This window comes from Staphylococcus sp. HMSC077D08 (genome assembly GCF_001837945.1).
Taxonomy (GTDB): Bacteria; Bacillota; Bacilli; order Staphylococcales; family Staphylococcaceae; genus Staphylococcus; species Staphylococcus epidermidis.
In genome coordinates this window covers 1-24,192 of the sequence record NZ_KV834755.1, presented here as the reverse complement: position 1 = coordinate 24,192, position 24,192 = coordinate 1, and the positions used below count along the sequence as shown (strand labels likewise).

Annotated in this window: 23 protein-coding genes and 1 other annotated feature; of the genes, 1 reads left to right on the top strand and 22 read right to left on the bottom strand. The window is 34.1% G+C overall.

What is annotated here, in order from left to right; translation table 11 throughout:
• Positions 1–78: 78 nt before the first annotated feature.
• The 22 genes from rpoB to HMPREF2663_RS02825 form a co-directional block, all read right to left on the bottom strand.
• A complete protein-coding gene (rpoB, locus tag HMPREF2663_RS02930; RefSeq protein WP_001833083.1) occupies positions 79–3,630 on the bottom strand; it encodes a DNA-directed RNA polymerase subunit beta in 3,552 nt (1,183 codons plus the stop codon).
• Between the two features lie 215 nt (positions 3,631–3,845).
• Positions 3,846–4,454: a class I SAM-dependent methyltransferase gene (locus tag HMPREF2663_RS02925; RefSeq protein WP_002494716.1), complete on the bottom strand. Its 609-nt coding sequence runs from the start codon at positions 4,452–4,454 to the stop codon at positions 3,846–3,848.
• A 191-nt stretch (positions 4,455–4,645) separates the two neighbouring features.
• On the bottom strand, positions 4,646–5,014 hold the full coding sequence (gene rplL / locus HMPREF2663_RS02920) for a 50S ribosomal protein L7/L12 (RefSeq protein ID WP_001832283.1): 369 nt from the start codon (positions 5,012–5,014) through the stop codon (positions 4,646–4,648).
• Positions 5,015–5,051: 37 nt separating this feature from the next.
• Positions 5,052–5,552 carry a 50S ribosomal protein L10 gene (rplJ, locus tag HMPREF2663_RS02915; RefSeq protein ID WP_001832306.1) on the bottom strand — a complete coding sequence of 167 codons (501 nt, stop codon included), beginning with the start codon at positions 5,550–5,552 and terminating at the stop codon, positions 5,052–5,054.
• A 39-nt stretch (positions 5,553–5,591) separates the two neighbouring features.
• Positions 5,592–5,739 (bottom strand) — a sequence feature (ribosomal protein L10 leader region).
• A gap of 87 nt (positions 5,740–5,826) precedes the next feature.
• Positions 5,827–6,522 carry a 50S ribosomal protein L1 gene (rplA, locus tag HMPREF2663_RS02910; protein ID WP_001832314.1) on the bottom strand — a complete coding sequence of 232 codons (696 nt, stop codon included), beginning with the start codon at positions 6,520–6,522 and terminating at the stop codon, positions 5,827–5,829.
• Between the two features lie 211 nt (positions 6,523–6,733).
• On the bottom strand, positions 6,734–7,156 hold the full coding sequence (gene rplK / locus HMPREF2663_RS02905; protein WP_001832298.1) for a 50S ribosomal protein L11: 423 nt from the start codon (positions 7,154–7,156) through the stop codon (positions 6,734–6,736).
• A 331-nt stretch (positions 7,157–7,487) separates the two neighbouring features.
• Positions 7,488–8,036 (bottom strand): transcription termination/antitermination protein NusG, encoded by a 549-nt coding sequence (gene nusG, locus HMPREF2663_RS02900; RefSeq protein WP_001832303.1) that lies wholly within the window; start codon positions 8,034–8,036, stop codon positions 7,488–7,490.
• A gap of 10 nt (positions 8,037–8,046) precedes the next feature.
• Entirely contained in the window at positions 8,047–8,229 is a 183-nt protein-coding gene (secE, locus tag HMPREF2663_RS02895; RefSeq protein ID WP_002438679.1) for a preprotein translocase subunit SecE, read from the bottom strand.
• A gap of 62 nt (positions 8,230–8,291) precedes the next feature.
• Complete coding sequence (gene rpmG, locus HMPREF2663_RS02890) at positions 8,292–8,435, bottom strand: 50S ribosomal protein L33 (RefSeq protein ID WP_001832285.1); 144 nt, start codon at positions 8,433–8,435, stop codon at positions 8,292–8,294.
• A 123-nt stretch (positions 8,436–8,558) separates the two neighbouring features.
• Positions 8,559–9,134 carry a sigma-70 family RNA polymerase sigma factor gene (locus tag HMPREF2663_RS02885; RefSeq protein WP_002445734.1) on the bottom strand — a complete coding sequence of 192 codons (576 nt, stop codon included), beginning with the start codon at positions 9,132–9,134 and terminating at the stop codon, positions 8,559–8,561.
• Positions 9,135–9,203: 69 nt separating this feature from the next.
• A complete protein-coding gene (locus HMPREF2663_RS02880; protein WP_001832317.1) occupies positions 9,204–9,731 on the bottom strand; it encodes an NYN domain-containing protein in 528 nt (175 codons plus the stop codon).
• Positions 9,728–10,477, bottom strand: coding sequence for a 23S rRNA (guanosine(2251)-2'-O)-methyltransferase RlmB (gene rlmB / locus HMPREF2663_RS02875; RefSeq protein WP_002494715.1), 750 nt, complete (start codon positions 10,475–10,477; stop codon positions 9,728–9,730). Before rlmB ends, HMPREF2663_RS02880 begins: the two co-directional genes overlap by 4 nt.
• Before the next feature lie 7 nt (positions 10,478–10,484).
• Entirely contained in the window at positions 10,485–10,871 is a 387-nt protein-coding gene (locus HMPREF2663_RS02870; protein WP_002469321.1) for a Mini-ribonuclease 3, read from the bottom strand.
• 4 nt (positions 10,872–10,875) lie between these two features.
• Positions 10,876–12,276: a cysteine--tRNA ligase gene (gene cysS, locus HMPREF2663_RS02865; protein WP_002445731.1), complete on the bottom strand. Its 1,401-nt coding sequence runs from the start codon at positions 12,274–12,276 to the stop codon at positions 10,876–10,878.
• Positions 12,260–12,889: a serine O-acetyltransferase gene (gene cysE / locus HMPREF2663_RS02860; RefSeq protein WP_002438669.1), complete on the bottom strand. Its 630-nt coding sequence runs from the start codon at positions 12,887–12,889 to the stop codon at positions 12,260–12,262. Before cysE ends, cysS begins: the two co-directional genes overlap by 17 nt.
• 384 nt (positions 12,890–13,273) lie before the next feature.
• The gene (gene gltX, locus HMPREF2663_RS02855; RefSeq protein WP_002438667.1) at positions 13,274–14,728 is read right to left on the bottom strand and encodes a glutamate--tRNA ligase; all 1,455 of its coding nucleotides are present in this window, start codon (positions 14,726–14,728) and stop codon (positions 13,274–13,276) included.
• Between the two features lie 409 nt (positions 14,729–15,137).
• Positions 15,138–16,196 carry a PIN/TRAM domain-containing protein gene (locus HMPREF2663_RS02850; protein ID WP_001832313.1) on the bottom strand — a complete coding sequence of 353 codons (1,059 nt, stop codon included), beginning with the start codon at positions 16,194–16,196 and terminating at the stop codon, positions 15,138–15,140.
• Between the two features lie 53 nt (positions 16,197–16,249).
• A complete protein-coding gene (gene radA / locus HMPREF2663_RS02845) occupies positions 16,250–17,623 on the bottom strand; it encodes a DNA repair protein RadA (RefSeq protein ID WP_002445730.1) in 1,374 nt (457 codons plus the stop codon).
• Between the two features lie 490 nt (positions 17,624–18,113).
• Complete coding sequence (locus HMPREF2663_RS02840; protein ID WP_002445729.1) at positions 18,114–20,567, bottom strand: ATP-dependent Clp protease ATP-binding subunit; 2,454 nt, start codon at positions 20,565–20,567, stop codon at positions 18,114–18,116.
• Positions 20,568–20,580: 13 nt separating this feature from the next.
• On the bottom strand, positions 20,581–21,588 hold the full coding sequence (locus tag HMPREF2663_RS02835) for a protein arginine kinase (protein WP_002438663.1): 1,008 nt from the start codon (positions 21,586–21,588) through the stop codon (positions 20,581–20,583).
• On the bottom strand, positions 21,578–22,141 hold the full coding sequence (locus HMPREF2663_RS02830) for a UvrB/UvrC motif-containing protein (RefSeq protein WP_002469112.1): 564 nt from the start codon (positions 22,139–22,141) through the stop codon (positions 21,578–21,580). The genes HMPREF2663_RS02835 and HMPREF2663_RS02830 overlap by 11 nt, the downstream gene beginning before the upstream one ends.
• Before the next feature lie 20 nt (positions 22,142–22,161).
• Positions 22,162–22,623 carry a CtsR family transcriptional regulator gene (locus HMPREF2663_RS02825; RefSeq protein ID WP_001832288.1) on the bottom strand — a complete coding sequence of 154 codons (462 nt, stop codon included), beginning with the start codon at positions 22,621–22,623 and terminating at the stop codon, positions 22,162–22,164.
• A 156-nt stretch (positions 22,624–22,779) separates the two neighbouring features.
• Between HMPREF2663_RS02825 and HMPREF2663_RS02820 the strand changes: the two genes are divergently transcribed.
• On the top strand, positions 22,780–23,994 hold the full coding sequence (locus HMPREF2663_RS02820) for a NupC/NupG family nucleoside CNT transporter (RefSeq protein WP_002438658.1): 1,215 nt from the start codon (positions 22,780–22,782) through the stop codon (positions 23,992–23,994).
• The last annotated feature ends 198 nt before the right edge of the window (positions 23,995–24,192 follow it).

Below are 24,192 nucleotides of genomic sequence, written 5' to 3'. Positions count from 1 at the left end.
ATTGAAATTAAATACCTTAAAGAGGTTGAAATGACTAGCATTTCATACCTCTATGGTTTCAGTTATCTTAAGTGCTTATTAATCGGTAGTTTCTTTTTGTGATTCTGGAGCACTCTTTTGTTGTAAATCTACTTTGCGTTCTGCTGCATCTTCGTCATCAACATCGGCCATTTCGATTTCATTATCATGCTCATCCATCACTTTAACATCTAGACCTAAACTTTGTAGTTCTTTCATCAATACTCGGAATGATTCTGGAACACTAGGTCTAGAAATATTCTCACCTTTAACTATAGACTCGTAAGTTTTAACACGACCTACAGTATCATCAGATTTATAAGTTAAGATTTCTTGTAAAGTATAAGCAGCACCATAAGCTTCAAGTGCCCATACCTCCATCTCACCGAAACGTTGACCACCAAATTGTGCTTTACCACCTAATGGTTGTTGTGTAACAAGTGAGTATGGTCCAGTAGAACGTGCATGTAACTTATCATCTACCATGTGTGCAAGTTTAAGCATATACATGACACCAACTGAAATACGATTATCGAAAGGTTCACCAGTTCGTCCATCGTATAGGACAGTTTTACCATCACGCGCCATTCCAGCTTCTTCGATAGTTGACCAAACGTCATCATCGTTGGCACCATCAAACACTGGAGAAGCAACGTGGATTCCTAAGTTTTTAGCTGCCATACCTAAATGTAATTCTAATACTTGTCCAATGTTCATACGTGATGGTACACCTAATGGGTTTAACATAATGTCGATTGGTCGACCATCTGGTAAATATGGCATATCTTCTTCTGGAACAATCTTAGAAATAACACCTTTGTTACCGTGACGACCACACATTTTGTCACCAACATGTATTTTACGTTTTTGGACAATATATACACGTACTAATTGGTTAACTCCAGGAGATAAAGTATCGTCTCCTTCTTCACGATTAAAGACTTTAACATCTAAAACGATACCGCCAGCACCATGAGGTACACGTAATGATGTATCACGAACCTCACGTGCTTTTTCACCAAAGATAGCGTGTAATAATCTCTCTTCAGCTGTTAATTCTGTTACACCTTTAGGCGTTACTTTACCTACTAAGATGTCACCGTCTTTAACCTCTGCACCAACGTAAACGATACCACGATCATCTAAGTTCTTAAGTGCACTTTCAGATACGTTTGGAATATCACGTGTGATTTCCTCAGGTCCTAATTTCGTATCACGAGCTTCTGACTCATACTCTTCAATATGAATAGATGTATATACATCATCTTTAACTAGTCGTTCACTCATAATTACAGCATCCTCATAGTTGTAACCGTCCCATGTCATGAAACCAACAACTACATTTCGTCCTAATGCCATTTCTCCTAATTCCATTGAAGGACCGTCCGCTAAAATCTCATTATATTCAACAACATCTCCAATTGATACAATCGGACGTTGGTTATAACAAGTACCAGAGTTTGAACGCTTGAATTTCGCTAAAGGATAACGATCTAATTCACCTTCATGCTCAGTTCCATTTTCTTCAACTAAACGACGAACTAAAATTTCATTAGATTCAACATGTTCAACGCGCCCTCTATGCTTAGCAGTGATTGCAGCACCAGAGTCTCTTGCGGCTACATGTTCCATACCTGTACCCACAAATGGAGCTTCAGGATTCATTAAAGGCACTGCTTGACGTTGCATGTTTGCTCCCATTAACGCACGGTTAGAGTCGTCATTTTCTAAGAATGGAATACATGCTGTTGCTGCTGAAACAACTTGTTTTGGTGAAACGTCCATGTAATCCATTTTCTCTTTAGCCATAACAGTGTTATTACCACGGAAACGACAAACAACTTCATCATCTAAGAAACGTCCATTTTCATCAAGTCTAGAATTAGCCTGTGCAACAACGTAGCTATCCTCTTCATCAGCTGTCAAATAATCTATTTGATCGGTGATTGAGTTTGTATCTAAATCCACTTTACGATATGGCGTTTCAATAAAACCAAATTCATTCACTCTAGCATAACTTGACAATGAGTTTATTAAACCAATATTAGGACCCTCAGGTGTTTCAATTGGACACATACGCCCATAGTGAGAGTAGTGAACGTCACGCACTTCCATTTGAGCACGTTCACGTGTTAATCCACCAGGCCCTAAAGCAGATAAACGACGTTTGTGCGTTAACTCTGCTAACGGGTTAGCTTGGTCCATGAATTGAGATAATTGTGAACTACCAAAGAATTCTTTGATTGATGCAATAACTGGTCTGATATTAATCAGTTGTTGTGGCGTAATAGAATCTGTATCTTGTATTGACATTCTTTCACGAACAACACGTTCCATTCTTGATAAACCGATACGGAATTGATTTTGTAATAGCTCGCCGACAGAACGTAAACGACGATTACCTAAATGATCAATATCATCTGTATAACCAATGCCATTCAATAAGTTGAAGAAATAACTCATTGAGGCAACAATATCTGCTGGAGTAATACATTTAACTTCAGAATCAGGTAGTGCATTACCAATGACAGTAGTCGTACGACCTTCTTCATCGTTAGGCACATATACTTTAATAGATTGGATTTCTACAGGTTCGTCAATTACGCTACCTTCAAGTTCAAATACTTCGCTATTAGCGTTTGTTTCTAATACGTCCATGATTTCGTCAAGTTTACGACGATCTAAAACTGTTCCTTCGTCAACGACAATTTCACCAGTTTCACTGTTAACAATTGGCTCTGCTAATTTTTGATTGAACAAACGATGTTTTAGGTGTAATTTTTTGTTCGCTTTATAACGACCTACACTAGCTAAATCATAACGTTTAGGGTCGAAGAAACGAGAATATAATAAACTTTTAGCATTTTCTACTGTTGGTGGTTCGCCAGGACGTAAACGTTCATAAATCTCTAATAAAGCTTGTTCTGTATTTTCTGTCCCATCTTTTTCTAATGTATTACGTAAATACTCGCTGTCTCCTAATAAGTCAACAATTTCTTGATCAGTTGAGAAACCTAGCGCACGTAGTAATACAGTCAATGGTAATTTACGTGTTCTATCGATACGAACATATACAACATCTTTAGCATCTGTCTCATACTCTAACCAAGCACCACGGTTAGGAATGATTGTTGCATCATAGTTTTCACGTCCATTTTTATCGATTTTCTCGTTAAAATACACGGATGGTGAGCGAACTAATTGAGATACGATAACACGTTCAGCACCATTAATTACGAACGTACCTGTATCTGTCATCAGTGGAAAATCACCCATGAAGACTTCTTGTTCTTTAACTTCACCAGTTTCTTTAATAATAAGACGCACTTTCACACGAAGAGGTGCTGCATAAGTAGCGTCACGGTTTTTTGATTCTTCTAAATCATATTTAGGTTCACCTAATCTGTAATCTACAAATTCTAAAGATAGGTTGCCAGTGAAATCTTCAATTGGAGAAATATCTCTGAACATTTCTAATAAACCTTCTTTAAGGAACCAATCATAAGATTTTGTTTGAATTTCTATTAAGTTTGGTAATTCTAATACTTCTGAAATTCTCGCGTAATTTCTACGTTTACGATGTCTTCCATATTGGACAACTTGACCTGCCAAACAGATTCACCCCTCAAAAATTGTGTGTTCACCCTTACTTTTCAATTGAATATAATAAATAATAGAAAAGACAAAAAGAAAACGGCAACACATATGATGACACCATTTTCGATTTCTATTTACACTTAATTAATTTATCCATTTTACGTAAAAGTACACACTTATTGAACATAAATTTTTACATTTTATAACTATATCAGAATACCATTTCGAAATCAACCTTTTATACTTTTCAAAATATAATATCCTTTACTCTTAGCTATAATTTCTACATTGCCAAATAGTTCTTCTATTTTCTTTTTAGCTGAAGGCATACCTTGCTTTTTTTGAATGACGACATAAAGTTCACCCGTAGTCTTGAGTCTGTCAAACGCTTGTTCAAAGATTCGATGAACAATGTCCTTACCAGCTCTAATAGGGGGATTAGTTAAAATGTAATCAAAGCACTGATGATTGACAGCAGATAAACAATCGCTTTCTATAATCGTTACATTATCCACTTGATTTTTCGTCTTATTCATTTCTGCCAACGCCAAGGCTCTATTGTTAATATCCAACATTGTGATTTGATGGTGTGGAGATACTTTTCCTATTGCTAAACCGATAGGACCATATCCACATCCTACATCCGCGATGGTTTTACTTGGGCCTGGAGGATGTTCTTTTAAAAAAGTTTTAATTAGTAAGTCAGATCCAAAATCTACATTATCTTTTGAAAAAACTCCAGCATCAGTAGTAAGCTCTAGTTGCGCATTTTTAATTTGATAACTAATTCTTTTTGGGTTACTTTTAACATCAGGTTGTTCATCATAATAATGACTCATTTCTTCACCTCTATTTTTATCATTCAATCCAAAAGCATTTAGTATGCTTGTATTAATTAATTGAAAAACCCCGTTATTAGAATAACGGGGTTTTAACTTCTCAAAGAATTCAGGTTGTATTTGCATTGAAATCTATATTAAATAGGTTAAACATACATTTTCAACCTAACTATTTAATTAGAAAGTAGAAACTATTTTAATTCTACGCTAGCTCCAACTTCTTCTAATTGTTCTTTAAGTTTTTCAGCATCTTCTTTAGGCATAGCTTCTTTAATTACTTTAGGAGCTCCATCTACTAATTCTTTAGCATCTTTTAATCCTAAGCCAGTTGCTTCTTTAACTGCTTTAACAACTTTAATTTTTGAAGATCCAGCTGAAGTTAATTCAACATCAAATTCAGTTTTTTCAGCTGCTGCATCTCCGCCACCAGCTGCACCTGCTGCTGCTACTGGAGCTGCTGCAGTTACACCAAATTCTTCTTCAATTGCTTTTACTAAATCGTTTAATTCTAATACTGACATTTCTTTAATTGCTTCAATGATTTGTTCTTGATTAGCCATTTTATATTTCCTCCATTAATTTAATTTTTATGCGCAATTATTCAGCGCTTTCTTCTTTTTGTTCTCCAACAGCTTTAACTGCATAAGCGAAGTTGCGTACAGGTGCTTGTAATACAGATAAAAGCATAGATACAAGACCATCGTGTGAAGGTAATGAACCAACTGTTTTAACTTCTTCAGCAGAGATAACGTTACCTTCCATAACGCCTGTTTTAACTTCTAAAGCTTCATGTTCTTTTGCAAATCCTGCAATAACTTTTGCTGGTGCAACAACATCTTCAGTAGAAGTTGCGATTGCTGTAGGACCTGTTAAGAATTCATCCAAGCCTTCGATACCTGCTTGTTCAGCAGCACGACGAACCATAGTGTTTTTGTATACTTTATACTCAACACCTGCTTCACGTAATTGTGAACGTAATTCAGTAACTTCTGCTACAGTTAAACCACGGTAGTCAACGATAACTGTTGAAACTGAATTTTTAAGTTGTTCAGCGATAGTATCGACTTGTTGTTTTTTTGCTTCAATGATAGCAGACATTCAGACACCTCCATTTAAATTTATTGGGTGCTTTTTTTAATCACAATAAAAAAAGCACTTTCTACCCACGGCAAAAAGTGCTTGAAAGATCATTAATCATCACGTTCAAGTCAATTTTAGCCTCGGTAGGATACTGTTTTAAGTTATTAATAACTCCTACTGTCTTAGGTAAAATAATCACAAGTATTAATATAACTGCTTTAGTATAAAAAGTCAACAAAAAATTACAGACTAAAATCAATAGTTAGTCTGTAATTTGTTTTCTATTTAAAATTTATAGTTTGAAAGATGAAGTATCAACTTTTACTCCAGGACCCATTGTTGTTGTAACAGCAACAGATTTGAAGTAAGTACCTTTAGCAGAAGCTGGTTTAGCTTTCGCTAATACATCTTGTAAAGTTCTGAAGTTATCAACTAATTTTTCTTCATCGAATGACACTTTACCAATTGATGCATGTACAATACCTGCTTTTTCAGCACGGTATTCTACCTTACCAGCTTTGATTTCTTCAACTGCTTTTTTAACATCCATTGTTACAGTGCCAGTTTTAGGGTTAGGCATTAAACCTTTAGGTCCTAATACTCGACCAAGTTTACCAACTTCACCCATCATATCAGGTGTAGCTACAACTACGTCGAAATCAAACCAACCTTGTTGGATTTTTTGTACGTAATCTGCTTCACCTACATAATCTGCACCTGCTTCTTCAGCTTCAGTGATTTTATCGCCTTTAGCGAAAACGAGTACACGTTGTGATTTACCAGTACCGTGTGGTAATACTACTGCACCACGGATTTGTTGGTCATTTTTACGTGTATCAATTCCTAAACGGAATGCAACTTCAACAGAAGCGTCGAAATTAGCAACGCTAGTTTCTTTAGCTAATTTGATTGCTTCTTCAACACTATAGTATTGAGTGCGGTCAACTTTACTAGCTGCTTCTTGATACTTTTTACCTTTTTTAGCCATTTATAGTTCCTCCTTTAGTGGTTTTAGCGGAATTTCCTCCCACATTCACTTGCGCCTTGCAAGTTAAGAGCAGATAACAGATGAACGTTAACATCACTATTTGCAATGTTAACAAACCAATAGACAATATTCATTGTATACCCTATCTGTTACCTGCTTTTTATCGTCTAAATTAAGTTTATTTCAAATTAATTTAAAAAGTTTCGCTTTATTATTGTACAGTGATACCCATGCTACGTGCAGTACCTTCAATAATACGCATTGCCGCTTCTTCGTCTGCAGCATTTAAGTCTTGCATTTTTGTTTGAGCAATTTCGCGTACTTGATCTTTAGTTACTGTTGCAACTTTAGTTTTATTAGGTTCACCAGAACCTTTTTCAACACCAGCTGCTTTTTTAAGTAGTACTGGAGCCGGCGGAGTTTTTGTAATGAATGTAAATGAACGGTCTTCATAAACACTGATTTCTACCGGAATGATTAAACCTGCTTGTTCTTGCGTACGAGCATTGAATTCTTTACAGAATCCCATAATGTTCACACCTGCTTGACCTAATGCTGGACCAACTGGTGGTGCTGGATTCGCTTTACCTGCAGGAATTTGCAATTTAACTACTTTTTCTACTTTTTTAGCCACGATGTGCACCTCCTTGATATCGTGATGTGGTCACAGGGCTTAGTTTTGCCCTCCCACTCTTAAACATTTCGTGACGAAATGAGCGCTATAAAAGCGCGACCACATTATTTTAACACTCATATTGATAAAAAATCAATAGTAAAATTTCAACTTTGCTAACTACGCTATTATTATTTGTTTTATTTTATACATTCATAACGCTTGTTTATGTACATCCATCACTTATAAATAAAGGAATATACTTTTCTAACTTATAATTCTATTTTCTTTTAATGAATATCTTTCTTAAATCTATTCAAATGTGTTTTGAGTGAATTTAAACAAAATAGTTTTATAATTTTTCAATTTGGTCAAATTCAACTTCTACAGGTGTTTCACGACCAAACATATCAACAAGTACAGTAAGCTTGAATTTATCCGCTTCAATCTCTTGTACTTCTCCAATTTGATTAGCAAAAGGACCTGATTGGATACGAACTTGTTCCCCAACATCGAGTTCAACATCTATTGTTTTCTCTTTAAGACCCATTTGCTTAAGAATGAAGCGTACTTCTTCAGGAAGTAGAGGGTTAGGTTTTGATCCTGCACCTGCAGATCCGACAAATCCTGTTACTCCAGGAGTATTTCTAACTACATACCACGACTCATCTGTCATGATTAACTCAACTAATACATATCCAGGAAATGTTTTCTTCACAAGCTTTTTAGCTTTCCCATCCTTAACTTGAGTTTCTTCCTCTTCTGGTATGACAACTCTAAAAATTTGTTCAGTCATATTCATAGATTCTACTCTTTTTTCTAAATTCTTTTTAACTTTATTTTCATATCCTGAATAGGTATGTACAGCATACCAACGCTTAGCGCCTACTTCTTCAGACATGTCTTCACTCCTAACCTAAAAATAATTGTTTTAATGCATTAATTCCTATGTCTAAGGCATAGAAAAAGACTAAGAAGAATATCACTGTTGATACAACTATTATTGTATATTTAAATAATTCTTCCTTAGTTGGCCAACTCGTCTTTTCCATTTCTGACTTAACGCCTTTAAAGAAACTTTCTTTTTTAGCCATCATAAGACCTCCACACTCTATAACTTTCTAATGAAAGTCATACTCAATTAATTGATATCATCTTATTTCGATTCTTTATGAACTGTATGCGCGTTACATCTTGGACAATATTTTTTTAAAGTAAGTCTCGTTGCTGAGCCTTCCTTTTTAGGAACATTGTAATTCCGATTGCCACAATTCTCACAATTCAAAGGTACTTTCTTCACAATTATTCACCTTTACTCATTATAATACCAATATACTATACATAAGTATTGTATTAAATGTCAAACTTATGCGCCACGCTATAATTTCCTCACCATACAGTATACTATTTGCATATTATTTTCTTATTCAAAACTTCTTTTAAGTTTACATTTACTACGTTGAATCGCATTATAAACAACTTTGGATTCCAAATTTAAAACCATAGCAATCTCCTTTGGCTTGTAATCATTAAGTAGTAATCGAATGATACGTCTTTCCATTCGACTGAGTTTGACTTCGCTTCTTTTAAAAGCTAATGTTAATTCTTTTCTAATTATCGATCTTTCTATATCGTTTAATGCCAAAGTAGCGTTATATTCAACAATGTATTCATTAACAAGTAGAGGTTGACGTTTATAATTCGCTTTTACTTTTCTAAGATAGTCATATTTAACCGAACGAATTAAAAAATAAATATAGTGTTCTATTGGTACACCTTGTTGATAGTCGAATTTTTGCAAGGCACGGTAGAATTTAATAACAATCTCTTGATACATGTCTTCAATGTCATACTTATTATGGGAGATATACCTTATTTTATTGTAAATCAGTGGCTTTAGCTCTTCTATTAAAGACTCAAATAGTTCTTCAGAAGATTTATTTTCTGTTTGCGATAGACACAGTGCTGTATATTCATGTTGCTGTTTATTCAGATTCATATATCTAACCTTTCGAGTAAGTTGAAATTAGTTTATATGAAATCTATCTAAAATCACAACAGAGCAAAATTAGTCTTTTTTCTGATTGCCACGTCTAATCTTTTCAAATTCTTCAAGTATCTCATTAGATAACGGAATTCTAATTCTTGGTTTCTTTTCGCTAAAATCATCAAGTGACTTGTTAACAACAACCTCATTTTCTTTTAATTCACGCCACATTTCTCTTGAAGAAATACGATATGCACCTGAACCAAAAATAGCATGTTGTTCACTCATATCACTTGTTACAACGGTAATGTGTGTCGTGTGTTTATTATATAATTCATACACGTAGCGTTCTATAAAACTATCTGCAGTTTCTTTTTCTTTAGTAAAGATTGTTTTGACACCATGATAGAAGTATTCCCTTTCTATCCCTGACTGTTCATAGGCATCAAATACACAGACAATTTCATCTGCTATTAATGCATTGTAGTTGGCAATTGTGTCTAATAATTGCTCTCTAGCTTCTTCTAAATTCTCTTTAGCAACAGTGCTAAGTGTTGAGGATTGGCCAATCATATTGTAACCATCTATAATTAAGTATCTTTTCTTCATGACTTTTCCTCTAACTGATGACGTTTACGATATACTTCATACATCATTAAACTTGCAGCCACAGACGCGTTCAAGCTATTGACATGTCCAACCATTGGAATCTTAATATGAAAATCACACTTATCACTCACTAAACGACTCATACCTTGCCCCTCACTACCTATTACAATACCTAGTGACATATCTGCTTGTAAATCTCTATAATCCGTTGCATTATTAGCTTCTGTCCCCGCAATCCAAAAGCCGTTGTCTTTTAATTCGTCGATAGTTTTCGAAAGATTAGTAACCCTTATAACCGGAACATGCTGAATCGCTCCTGTAGAAGCTTTTGCAACGGTCTGTGTTAGCGCAACTGATCGTCTTTTAGGTATAATAACCGCATCAACACCAGAAGCATCTGCTGTTCTTAATATAGAGCCAAGATTATGCGGGTCTTCTAAACCATCTAAAATGATAACAGTTGAATAACGGGCTTTTTTCTTTTGTTTTTGTAAAAATTCATCGAAGTTTGCATATTCATATGGGGCTACTAAAGCAGCCACACCCTGGTGAGGTGCATTTGCTAAAAAATCTAATTTAGATTTTGGTACCGTTTGTACAATTAATTTTTGTGATTTTGCATTTTTTAAAATGTCGTTAATTTGTTGCTTTTTTATACCGTCTTGAATCAAAATCTTATTTATGGCGTGACCTGATATAATTGCTTCTTTAACTGCGTGTCTACCTACTATCACTATATCTTCCACATTCACACTACCTTTCATCCACTATCCTAACAATTGTTTCTAATAAGTTTTCTAATCGTTCTGATTGATGGTCTAAATATAAAAATCCGATAACAGCTTCTAACGCTGAACTTTTACGATAAGTTTGAATGTCAGTATTTTTAGCTTTTGTATAACTTTTAGCGTTACGTCCTCGTTTTAAAACACTTAGCTCTTCCTCTGTAAACCAGTCAATATCTAACAAATACTCTAAAGTCTTAGCTTGACTTTTCGCTGAAACGTAACTTTTCGATACTTGGTGCAAACGATGAGGTTTACTTTGTAATTTTAGCACGATATATTCACGCACATGTTGATCAAGTACTGCATCACCCATATATGCCAATGTTAAAGGATTAAGAAGTTTTACGTTCATATGTTTAGCCACGTTTAAATCTTACACCTTGGGGGGTATCTTCTAAAATGATATGACGTGCTTTTAACATATCTCTAATTTCATCTGCTCGAGCGAAATCTTTATTTTTACGTGCTTCATTACGCTCCTCAATCAATTGTTCAATGTCTTCATCTAGTAACTCTTCAGTTTCTTTACTCTTAAGTGGTACACCAAGGACGTCACTAAAAATGCTGTACACTTCTTTAAATCTATTTAAAACTTTTGTTGAAGTTGTATTTTCTAATACATATTTATTTGCAAGTTTAGCTAAGTCATACCATGCAGTTACTGCATTAGCAGTATTAAAGTCATCATCCATTACCGTTTCAAATTGATTTAGTATTTTATCTATTTGTTGTATATATTCTGATTGTTCTTCCAAATCTGAGGCAATTTGTTCTCTTTCCTCAATTAACTTGTAGCTATTACGTATACGTTCAAGACCACTTCGCGCCGCACCTACTAATTCTAAATTGTAGTTTATTGGGCTACGATAATGCACACTAATCATAAAGAATCGTAATACGTCTGGATCGACTTCTTTAATGATATCGTGAACTAAAATGAAATTTCCTAGAGACTTACTCATTTTCTCATTATCAATATTAATAAAACCATTATGCATCCAATAATTTGCGAAAGGTGCATGATTATGAGCCTCTGATTGAGCAATTTCATTTTCATGATGCGGAAATTGTAAATCTGAACCACCTGCGTGAATATCTATTGTAGACCCTAGTTCATGATAAGCCATTACTGAACATTCAATGTGCCAACCTGGTCTACCTTTACCAAATGGACTATTCCAACTAATTTCACCTGGTTTAGCTTTCTTCCATAAAGTAAAATCTAGCGCATCTTCTTTTTGTTCTCCAGCTTCAATACGAGCGCCAACTTTCAAATCATCTAATGATTGATGACTTAATTTACCATATCCATCAAATTGACGTGTTCTAAAATAGACATCACCGTCACTTTCATATGCATAACCTTCATCTACTAATTCTTTAATAAAATCAATAATTTCACCCATATGATGCATCACACGCGGATTAGATGTAGCCTTTTTCACATTCAAAGCACCAACGTCCTCATAAAAAGCTTTAATATACTTTTCAGCAATTTCAGGAACACTTTCATTAAGTTCTTTAGAGCGATTAATGAGTTTATCATCAACGTCTGTGAAATTAGAAACATAGATGACTTCATATCCCTTATATTCGAAATATCTTCTGACTACATCATAATTAATAGCTGGTCGTGCATTTCCAATATGAATATAATTGTAAACTGTTGGCCCACATACATACATTTTGACCTTACCTGGTTCAATGGGCTCAAACGTCTCTTTCCGACGTGTTAAGGTATTATATAATGTAATCATCTTGAATCTCTCCATTCTTAGCTTTTTCAAGCTGTCTTTCTAAGTGTTTAATTTGTTCGTAAAGTGGATCAGGTAAGTTACGGTGATCAAATGTTTTACCAATACGTCTACCTTCTTGTTTAACAATGTGACCTGGTATACCTACTACAGTTGTATAACTAGGAACAGACTGTAATACTACGGAATTAGCTCCAATATTCACATTTGATTCAATTTTTATATTACCTAATATCTTAGATCCAGCTGCTATCAAAACATTATCACCAATATCAGGATGGCGTTTTCCTTTTTCTTTGCCTGTACCACCTAAAGTAACTCCTTGATAAATAGTAACATTATCACCAATTGTACATGTTTCTCCAATAACTACACCCATGCCATGGTCGATAAATAAACGCTTACCGATTTTTGCACCTGGATGTATTTCAATTCCGGTAAAAAAACGTGATAGTTGAGAAATCATTCTGGCTGCTACATAGCGTCTATTTTTATATAATTTATGGGCAATTAAGTGACTCCAAACTGCATGTAATCCAGCGTAAGTAGTTATTACTTCTAAAGTCGAGCGCGCTGCAGGATCCTGTTCAAACACCATCTTTATATCGTCTCTCATTCTTTTTAACACGAACGTCTCCCCCTCAGTCTAATCAAATTAATTTCAACACGTTTAAATCACTATGCGGAATATCATCGGTATCATAAGTTTAAAAATATGAAAAGAGCACCTCTAACATTTGTTGCTAGAGGCGCTCTCGCACGGTTCCACTCTTCATTTAATAGCAATACTCATATTTGATTTATTACTATTCTCATCTCAATTATTTATTTTTATTAACAAAGGTGCATTCATTAATATTTATGATGTGCTCACAGCTACCGCACACTCTCTGACACATAAACATTTAACTACTAATCCTTTGAATCACTTTATATTTATAATCATATGTTGTCACTTGTAAAATTTCAAGTCGTAAACACTTTATGACTTAATATTTATTTAAACAAGGTTTTTTAAGCGTGACAATACTTTATCTTTGCCTAATACTTCAATTGTGTTAGGTAATTCAGGACCATGCATTTGTCCAGTAACAGCAACACGAATAGGCATAAATAATTGTTTACCTTTAATACCAGTTTCTTTTTGAACTTCTTTAATCATTTTCTTAATTTCAGTTGCCTCAAACGATTCTAAAGATTCTAATTTACCATATAAATGGTTCATTAGTTCTGGCACTTGTTCTCCTTGTAATACCTCTTGTTCATCTTTTCCAAGTTCCGGCATTTCATGGAAGAACATTTCTGATAATGGAACAATTTCACCAGCGTAACTCATTTCTTTTTGATACAACGCTATTAATTTACGTCCCCATTCTCTATCCTTTTCTGATGGGTTTTCAGGTATAAGATTAGCCTTGATTAAATGAGGTAATGCAAGTTCGAATACTGTTTCTGTATCTTTTGTTTTCATATACTGATTGTTAACCCAAGCAAGTTTTTGTCTATCGAACATAGCTGGAGACTTAGACAAGCGTTTTTCATCAAAAATCTTTATAAATTCTTCTTTAGAAAAGATTTCCTCTTCACCTTCAGGTGACCAACCTAACAATGTAATAAAGTTAAATAATGCTTCTGGAAGATATCCTAAGTCACGATATTGCTCGATAAATTGTAGGATTTGACCATCTCGCTTGCTTAATTTTTTACGCTCTTCATTAACAATGAGTGACATATGACCAAAACGAGGTGCTTCCCATCCAAATGCTTCATATATCATTAACTGCTTAGGTGTATTTGAAACATGGTCATCACCACGTATAACATCTGATATTTGCATATAATGATCATCTACGGCAACTGCAAAATTATAAGTCGGAACACCATCTTTTTTTACAATTACCCAGTCTCCGATATTGTCAGATTCAAAGGAAATTTCTCCTTTAACCATGTCATTGAAAGTATATGTTTGATCTTTAGGCACACGGAAACGAATTGATGGTTTACGCCCTTCCGCTTCGTACTGTTGACGCTGTTCTTCTGTTAAGTGCGCATGTTGTCCACCATATCTTGGCATCTCTCCACGAGCAATTTGAGCTTCACGCTCTGCTTCTAACTCTTCTTCAGTCATATAACATTTATATGCTTTGTCTTCCTCTAATAGCTGTTGAATTAGTGGATTATAGATTTCTGCACGTTCAGATTGACGATAAGGTCCAAAACCTTTATCTTTATCGACAGATTCATCCCAATCCAAACCTAACCATTTTAGATTATCGAATTGTGAAGATTCACCATCTTCTAAATTACGTTTACTATCTGTATCTTCGATGCGAACAACAAAATCACCATTATAATGTTTAGCAAATAAATAATTGAATAATGCTGTTCTTGCATTACCAATATGCAAATATCCTGTTGGACTTGGCGCATATCTTACTCTGATACGTTCACTCATTATTTTCACTCCTACTATTAATTGTGTGGATAATAAATAGCCAAATATTAATTAAAATACTTTGCAAATTATACATCAATAAAATGATAACTATGACCACTATCAAAATATGCAAATAAATGCGGTAGTTTATTGTAAGTGGTTTAATTTTAAAAAAGTTATTCAAACGATAAAGATACCCTAAAGTATACCTTGATGAATAACTTGATTAAATATTGAATATTCTAATCCACCTAATATTTCAATAATATTGTAGCACTTAAAGAACTCTTTGATAAGTCACATGTTTAATATGCATAACCTTGTTAAATAAAATCAATTTGAAATATTCCACTTAAATATAGTACCTAAATTCGTACGATACGTTTCACATGAAACCCTTATTCTAACAGAGATAATCTATAAAATTTCAGTCAACAAATTTCGCAAAAACAATTCTTCCTGATGATGTTTGTAACAAACTTACGACCTCTAAATTAACTTGTTGACCAATGTAACTCTTCGCGTTATCAACAACCACCATTGTACCATCATCTAAATATCCTACGCCTTGTCCTGGCTCTTTACCTATCTTCGTTAATAAAATACTTAACTGGTCGCCTTGATGTACATTAGGTTTGATTGCTTCCGATAAATCATTAACGTTGAGTGCTGTAATTCCTTGAACGTGACATACTTTATTTAAATTAAAATCAGTCGTAATCACATGTGCATGATACTGTTGTGCTAATTTAATTAATAATGTATCTATATCACTATGGGATTGAGTTGGATGTATAACGCGTGTAGGATAATCTAAATCATAAAGTTGATTCAAAATATCTAATCCTCTTTGACCTTTTTCACGTTTCACGCTATCTTTAGCATCCGCTATAACCTGTAATTCATTTATAACGCCTTGTGGTATCAATATATCACCATCGATAAATCCGCAACGTATAATATCTAATATCCTTCCATCGATAATGGCACTTGTATCTACAATCTTAGGTGTCGCTCTTCGTATATTATTAGACATGGAACGTGCCATATTCTCTGGTAAAAACATAAGCATTTCATCTCTTTTTTTCAGACCAAATTGAAACCCTAAATAACATAAAATAATAGTGATTATCATAGGTACAAAGTGATTTAATATGGAATTACCTATCATTTCTAAGATAAAAGAAACCATCACTGAAATAAATAAACCAATAATTAAACCAATTGTAGCAAATAATATTTCTACCGCACTACGTCTCATGATTAATTGTTCAAATTGTTTAAAAGCATATGTTACTTTATTAATGAACAATCCAAATATTATAAAAAATATAATGATCCCTATGAAACCATCTACATAATAATTAGTGATAACCGCATGGTGATGAATGCCAAGATCTGTAACAACTTCGGGTATAATTATAACACCAAGTGCTGCACCAACAATGATATAGATTGCTACAACAATTGCTTTTGTTATATTCAATTTATAGCCTCCTTCCATTGATGTTATATCCTAGTATGGCTTAACAATATGGCTTATCGCTGTTTTGAATGTAATGCATATTTCAAAGCTTCATGTACTGATGAAACACCAACGACTTGGATGCCTTCTGGGAATGTCCAACCTCCAATATTTGTCTGTGGAATAATAGCTCTTTTAAACCCTAGTTTGGTCGCTTCTTGAACACGTTGCTCTATGCGAGATACTCTGCGTACTTCACCTGTTAATCCAACTTCACCCACAAAACAATCTAATCCATCAACAGCTTGATCTTTAAAACTTGAAGCTGTCGCAACAATAATGCTTAAATCAACAGCAGGTTCTGTTAATTTGACGCCACCTGCTACTTTAATATAGGCATCTTGTTGTTGGAGTAAATAGTTTTCCTTTTTTTCTAGAACCGCCATAAGTAAACTTAATCGATTATGATCTATACCTGTAGCCATTCGTCTAGGATTATTAAATGTTGTTGGTGTAACAAGCGCTTGGACTTCAATGAGTAGTGGTCTTGTTCCTTCCATAGTGGGGACGATTGTAGAGCCCGGAACATTTGTAGAACGTTCTTCTAAAAACATTTCAGAAGGATTAAGTACACCTTTTAATCCACTTTGCTTCATTTCGAAAATCCCCATCTCATTTGTAGAACCAAATCTATTTTTTACTGCTCTAAGGATACGATATGCGTGATGCTCATCTCCTTCAAAATAAAGAACTGTATCAACCATATGTTCCAATAATCTTGGTCCGGCGATTTGTCCTTCTTTTGTTACGTGTCCCACAATAAATGTGGCAATATTCATTTGTTTAGCAATGTTCATTAAACTCTGCGTACTCTCTCTTACTTGTGATACCGATCCAGGTGCGGAACTAATTTCCGGATGATAGATTGTTTGAATCGAATCAACAACAAGTAAGTCAGGTCTCTCTTCTTTTACAGTTTGATGTATCACTTCTAAATCAGTTTCAGCTAAAACATTAAGATGACTAGAATCTTCTTCTAAACGATCAGCGCGCAACTTAGTTTGATTAATAGATTCCTCACCAGTAATATATAAAACATTCTTATTTTGTGACAGCGCAGCACAAATTTGTAGCAATAAAGTCGACTTACCAATACCTGGGTCTCCACCTATTAGTACTAACGAACCACTTACAATACCTCCACCTAAAACACGGTTAAATTCCTTTGATTCTGTAAGTAATCTAGGGGTAGCTTCATGCTTAACACTATTTAACTTTTGTACCTTACCTGCTGTTTCTTTTGTTTTTACACCATGTTTAGGATGAGCAACCTTTTCTACTATTTCTTCCATTTGATTCCACGCACCGCAGTTAGGGCACTTGCCCATCCACTTAGGAGATTGATAGCCACATGCCATACATTCGAATATTACTTTTTTCTTGGCCATTGAGACACCTCCGATTTAATATGAACAAATCTATTTTAAACTGACAAGTTGAATCTGACAAATTAAAATTAAATAATGATGTTGATAACACTTATAAGTCTATAACCCTTTCATAATATTTCTATAATGAACCTATAACATTCATCATATGCTTATCTGTTTAAACATTCTGGCAATTATACTAATGATGATTCAGCAAAAATATAAGTAAAATTTTAAATTGATTTACCTCATTCATTGTTTATTATTATATATTTAAGTGATTATCTTAGTATAGAAAATGCCTGAGACAATGATTGTCCCAGGCATTTTATTTATTGGCAATTGACAACCGAGTTGAACTTGGGCTAATCTCAATTTTCAACTCTAGTCCTCATTACCAAGTGAGACAGCGAATTACTTACGCTTTCTATCTCACTCTTCTTAATTTAATATTTAACGTTATAATTGTAGTAACTCAATATGCGAAATTAAAGTTATAATAATTTAATTATGATTCTGTTGTTTCTTTTTTAGCTGTAATTTCATAAATATCATACTTAAATTCTTTACCATCATGATCAATTGTTACTTCTTTACCTTCAATTTTATTTCCATCTAAAATCAATTCGCTTAAATTATCTTCAACCGTTTTTTGAATTGCTCTAATGAGTGGTCTAGCACCATATTCAGGATCATATCCTTCTTCTGCAATTTTTTCTTTCGCTTTATCAGTAACAACAATATTAATATTTTGCTCTGAAAGACGGTGAGTAAGTTTATTTACCATCATTGTAACAATTTCTTTTAATTCATCTTTTGTAAGTTTGTGGAAGACAATAATGTCATCAACACGGTTTAAGAATTCTGGTCGGAATGAATTTTTTAATTCTTTCATCATTGTTTTTCTGACAGTTTCGTAGTCACTACCTTCTGAAGCACCTCCAAAACCAGCAAAGCGTTGGTCCTGTAATTCTTGAGCTCCCACATTAGAAGTCATAATAATCACAGTATTACGGAAGTCCACAGTACGACCTTTAGTATCTGTTAAATGACCATCATCTAAAACTTGTAGAAGAATATTAAATACGTCAGGATGTGCTTTCTCAATTTCATCAAATAAAATCACAGAGTATGGTTTACGTCTAACTTTTTCAGTCAATTGACCGCCGTCATCATGTCCTACATATCCTGGAGGTGCACCAACTAATCGACTGACAGCATGTTTCTCCATAAATTCACTCATATCTACGCGAATCATTGCATCGTCTTCACCAAACATAGATTCAGCTAAAGCACGAGCCAATTCAGTTTTACCCACACCTGTAGGTCCTAAGAAAATAAAACTACCGATTGGACGTTTTGGATCTTTAAGACCAGCACGAGCTCTTCTAACAGCTTTACTAATTGAATTGACAGCATCGTTTTGTCCAATGACACGTTTATGAAGTGTATCTTCAAGATTCAATAAACGATCTGATTCAGTTTCATTAATTTTAGTTAAAGGAATACCTGTCCAACCAGCTATTACTTCAGCGATATTTTCTTCAGATAAGGCAGTATCTAAACCACCTTGTGCATTTTTCCATTCATTTTTAGCATCTTCATATTGCTTTTCAAGTTTAGATTGCTTATCTCTTAAATTAGCGGCATTTTCAAATTCTTGAGCATGAACTGCAGCATCTTTTTCATTTTTTACTTTATCAATTTCTTGTTCAATCTCTTTTAAATTACTTGGCGTTGTATGACTTTTAAGTCTAACTTTTGAACTTGCCTCATCAATTAAGTCAATGGCTTTATCTGGCAAGAAACGATCTGAAACATAGCGATCACTCAATTTAGCAGCCGCTTCTAAAGCTTCATCTGAGATATTAATTCTGTGATGAGCCTCATAACGGTCACGTAATCCTTTTAAGATTTCAATCGTGTCTTCAACTGTAGGTTCATCCACTTGAATTGGTTGAAAACGACGTTCTAATGCAGCGTCTTTTTCTATATTTTTACGATATTCATCTAATGTTGTGGCACCTATACATTGCAATTCTCCACGAGCTAAAGCAGGTTTTAAAATATTAGATGCATCAATTGCTCCTTCTGCGCCACCAGCGCCAACTAAAGTATGAAGTTCATCGATAAATAGAATAACATTACCAGCTTGATGGATTTCCTCCATAACTTTTTTCAATCTTTCTTCAAATTCACCACGATATTTAGTGCCAGCTACGACTGTACCCATATCTAATGACATTACACGTTTGTCTTTTAAAGTTTCTGGTACTTCATTTTTAACAATTGCTTGCGCAAGCCCTTCAGCAATTGCTGTTTTACCAACACCGGGTTCACCAATTAGCACAGGATTATTTTTAGTACGACGACTTAAAACTTCAATTACACGAGTAATTTCTTTATCTCGTCCTACGACTGGATCTAACGTTCCATCTTTAGCAATAACAGTTAAATCTCTAGCTAATCCATCTAAAGTAGGCGTGTTATTAGACTTATTAGCTTGCGCATTTTTATTACTCATTTCTGGACTTCCTAAAGCTTTTACAACTTGGGCACGTGCTTTAGTAATATTTAAATCTAGGTTTGCAAATACACGTGCTGCAACACCTTCATTTTCTCTAATTAAACCTAATAGTATATGCTCTGTTCCTACAAAGTTATGATGTAGCTTTCGAGCTTCATCCATAGACAGTTCAATTACTTTTTTTGCTCTCGGTGTATAATGTAGTGTGCCCATTTGCTCTTGACCGTGACCGATAAGTTTTTCAACTTCTTCGATGACTTTATCTTCAGTAATATTAAAACTTACTAATACCTTTGCTGCTATACCTTCTGGCTCTTTCATTAAACCAAGCAAAAGATGTTCTGTTCCAATATTAGAATGGTTCAAACGAATTGCTTCCTCTTGTGCATGTGCCAACACACGTTGTGCACGCTCTGTCAATCTACCAAATAACATGTATAAATACCTCCTATTTTATATGTTCTCTTAATAAATCAGCTCTTTTTTCATTTACTGTTCTATTATCATCGTCATCTATTAAAAATGGTGACTGTATTGCTACCATTAATTCATTAAATTTAAAATTTTCAAGCAAAATATAATTCAAATCAATACCTAGTTTCACTTCGCTCAAACGATATGAGGCTTCTTCCATAGAAATAATTCTACTGTTTTGTAGTACACCTAATGATCGATAAACTCTATCCAGTGTCTCTACAGAATTGTGTTTATCAAGTCTTTCTCTTATTTGCTTTTCTTCATTTATAATTTGATTTACAACTTCAGTTAAGTTATCGATAATGTCTTCTTCTGTTTTCCCTAGTGTAAGTTGGTTTGAAACCTGATAAATGTGACCATATACTTGTGACCCTTCTCCGTATATACCTCGAATTGTAAATCCAAAACGATTAATTGTTTGTGCAATTCTGTTCATTCTTTTCATAATGGAGAGTCCAGGTAAATGTAACATCACACTTGCACGCATTCCTGTACCAATATTAGTAGGACAGGTAGTTAAATATCCTAAATGCTCATCATAACTAATGTCTAACGCTTTATCTAATTCATCATCAATTTTAGAAGCGCGTTGATATAAATCCTTTAGCGATAAATCAGTTCCTAGAGCCTGTATTCGTATATGATCTTCTTCGTTTATCATAACACTTACCGATTCATCATCATTTAACATTACTGCTGAAGCAGGTTGTTTCACTAGTTCAGGACTCACAAGATGTTTCGCAACCAATTTCATTTTACTTTGTTGATCCATCGTATCTAATCGATTTAAAGTTAAGTTGGAAAGCGCATCTTGAACTTCATTTATCACTCGATATCCTTCTTGCTCTGAAGGGAACATAAGTGGGTGGACATGGTTTTCAAGATTTCTAGCTAATCGAATTCTGGAAGAAATAATAACAGGTGTCTCCTCAGACATCTTCATCCACTCACTAATATTAGTATGGATATTACTCATCATGAGACACCTCGCTCTCACTTTTTAAAGCTTTAATTTCATCACGAACAATCGCTGCCTCTTCAAACTCTTGACCATCTATCAATTTATTTAGATATTTTGATTTTTCTTCAATTTGCTTTTTTATTGCAAGTTTCTTATACGATGATTGTGGTGTTTTTCCTACATGTTCAAATTGACCACCTTGAACACGTTGAACTATATCAATGATGTCTTCTTTAAACGTAGCATAACAATCAGCACACCCAAGCTTACCAACATGTGCAATATCCTTAAGTGTCATCTGACACGTTGGGCATTTTTTTTCTTCTTTAAATGCCATCTCATGAAAATTAATACCATGTTTTGCAGCAAGGTGTTGAAGTATCTGTTTCACTACAAATGCTTCTTCTATATCGTCTTGGTGTGTATGATACGTATTATCATCGTTAGAATGTAACCAGGGGTTTTCTCCTTGGGCACATACTGAACATACCCATTTTTCATGCGTACTATCTATACCTTTAACAGTAAGTTTAACTTCCGCTTCATTAAAATGGCAATTTTCACAAAGCAATTTTAAACACCTCACCTAACCTAGTAATAATTAATAACTGGTAGTAATCGTTTTAAGATATTAGCTCTAATAATATCGCGTGCAACAACATCCATTTTTAAAGTTTCTCTATCAATAATGGTCTGTATCATTTTAGCTTCTCTTTCATTGATCAAACCTTTATCTAACAAACCATCTATGACATAATACCCTTGTTGTTGAGAAATAGATGGACCTATTAATTGTAGTAAGTGATTAATATAACCTGTAGCATCTTTATTTTCAATTTTAGTGATTCGAATGTAACCACCGCCACCACGTTTACTTTCTATTTCATAACCATGTTCATTAGTAAAACGTGTCTTAATAACATAGTTAAGTTGAGAAGGAACACAATCGAAACGTTGAGCAATATGAGCGCGTTGTATTTCTACAACATCTTCATCTGCTTCTTCAAATAACCGCTTAATGTATTGTTCTATGATGTCGGACATATTGTGCATAGATATCACCTCTTTTTTGACCTTCTTTGACTATATTATATGACCATCTTTGACCTTTTTCAACCAATTTGATTTTAAAATTTCAAATTAATGATGTTAGCGTGTTCATTTTGTTGTATGATAGAAAATAGAAAAAATTTAAAGGAATGAAGAAATATGCATATTGTGATTGGGATATTAGGAATCATTTTCTTTTTAGCACTCGCAGTTTTATTTAGTTCAGACAGAAAAAATATTCGCTGGCGATATGTTGGATTGCTATTAGTAATTCAACTAATATTTGCATTTATATTACTTAAAACTAATTTGGGAATTTCAGTTATTGGGAGTATTTCAGATGGTTTTAATTATTTATTAGCTAAAGCAGCGGTCGGTGTCAATTTTGTATTTGGTGGCTTTAAATTTATTGATCCTAAACAACCACCATTCTTCTTTAGCGTTTTGTTACCTATTGTTTTTATTTCAGCATTGATTGGTATATTACAATATACACGAATACTTCCACTAATTATTAACTTACTGGGCTTTTTAATTTCAAAAATTAATGGAATGGGCCGTTTAGAATCTTACAATGCGGTCGCGGCAGCAATTCTAGGACAATCTGAAGTCTTTATCTCATTAAAAAAACAATTACCTTACATACCTAAACAACGCTTATATACATTAACTGCTTCAGCGATGTCAACGGTATCAGCATCAATTATAGGCGCTTATTTTACACTTATTGAACCAAAATATGTTGTTACTGCAGTAGTGCTTAACTTGTTTGGTGGTTTTATCATTGCATCTATCATTAATCCTTATAAAGTCAATGAGGAAGACGACAAATTATTAATTGATGAGAACGAAACAAAAAAACAATCTTTCTTTGAAATGCTTGGGGAGTATATACTAGATGGATTTAAAGTAGCAGTTATTGTAGGCGCTATGCTGATAGGTTATATTGCAATTATTGCTTTATTAAATGGAATGGTGAGTGGAATCTTAAGCTTTATGTCTGGTGGTGCTATTCAATGGAACTTCCAAACGCTTATTGGATTTATTTTTGCACCTTTCGCTTTCCTAACTGGAATACCGTGGCAAGATGCAGTTCAATCTGGTTCAGTAATGGCTACAAAATTACTATCTAATGAATTTGTAGCAATGCAAGATTTAGGTAAAGCGACTGGATTATCGGAACATGCTAAAGGAATTACCTCTGTCTTCTTAGTATCATTCGCAAACTTTAGTTCAATTGGTATTATTTCAGGAGCTATTAAATCATTGAATGATGAAAAAGGTGACGTTGTTGCTCGTTTCGGAATAAAATTATTATTTGGTGCAACACTTGTTTCGTTTATATCAGCGGCTATTGCAGGATTCTTTATCTAACATACGTAGATTTAAGCAAGAGTAACGTTTTTGTTTCTCTTGCTTTTATTTTAATTCAAATCGTAAATGTTCACTCATCAAAAATACATTTTTCTAAATTTCGAGCTTCTTCAATGACACTCAATCTGCCAATGTATTGAAAAAGCCTGTGTTTGTCCCAGCCTCTTTCCTACGATTAGTCAAGTACTTATAATTAAA

Coding starts and splice junctions, on each gene's coding strand:
- HMPREF2663_RS02925 (WP_002494716.1), bottom strand. CDS start 4,454: ATGAGTCATTATTATGATGAACAACCTGATGTTAAAAGTAACCCAAAA.
- rplL (WP_001832283.1), bottom strand. CDS start 5,014: ATGGCTAATCAAGAACAAATCATTGAAGCAATTAAAGAAATGTCAGTA.
- rplJ (WP_001832306.1), bottom strand. CDS start 5,552: ATGTCTGCTATCATTGAAGCAAAAAAACAACAAGTCGATACTATCGCT.
- rplA (WP_001832314.1), bottom strand. CDS start 6,522: ATGGCTAAAAAAGGTAAAAAGTATCAAGAAGCAGCTAGTAAAGTTGAC.
- nusG (WP_001832303.1), bottom strand. CDS start 8,036: ATGTCTGAAGAAGTAGGCGCTAAGCGTTGGTATGCTGTACATACCTAT.
- secE (WP_002438679.1), bottom strand. CDS start 8,229: ATGGCTAAAAAAGAAAGTTTCTTTAAAGGCGTTAAGTCAGAAATGGAA.
- HMPREF2663_RS02885 (WP_002445734.1), bottom strand. CDS start 9,134: ATGAATCTGAATAAACAGCAACATGAATATACAGCACTGTGTCTATCG.
- HMPREF2663_RS02880 (WP_001832317.1), bottom strand. CDS start 9,731: ATGAAGAAAAGATACTTAATTATAGATGGTTACAATATGATTGGCCAA.
- HMPREF2663_RS02870 (WP_002469321.1), bottom strand. CDS start 10,871: ATGAACGTAAAACTTCTTAATCCTTTAACATTGGCATATATGGGTGAT.
- cysS (WP_002445731.1), bottom strand. CDS start 12,276: ATGATTACATTATATAATACCTTAACACGTCGGAAAGAGACGTTTGAG.
- cysE (WP_002438669.1), bottom strand. CDS start 12,889: ATGAGAGACGATATAAAGATGGTGTTTGAACAGGATCCTGCAGCGCGC.
- gltX (WP_002438667.1), bottom strand. CDS start 14,728: ATGAGTGAACGTATCAGAGTAAGATATGCGCCAAGTCCAACAGGATAT.
- radA (WP_002445730.1), bottom strand. CDS start 17,623: ATGGCCAAGAAAAAAGTAATATTCGAATGTATGGCATGTGGCTATCAA.
- HMPREF2663_RS02840 (WP_002445729.1), bottom strand. CDS start 20,567: ATGTTATTTGGTAGATTGACAGAGCGTGCACAACGTGTGTTGGCACAT.
- HMPREF2663_RS02835 (WP_002438663.1), bottom strand. CDS start 21,588: ATGATGAGTAATATCCATACTAATATTAGTGAGTGGATGAAGATGTCT.
- HMPREF2663_RS02825 (WP_001832288.1), bottom strand. CDS start 22,623: ATGCACAATATGTCCGACATCATAGAACAATACATTAAGCGGTTATTT.
- HMPREF2663_RS02820 (WP_002438658.1), top strand. CDS start 22,780: ATGCATATTGTGATTGGGATATTAGGAATCATTTTCTTTTTAGCACTC.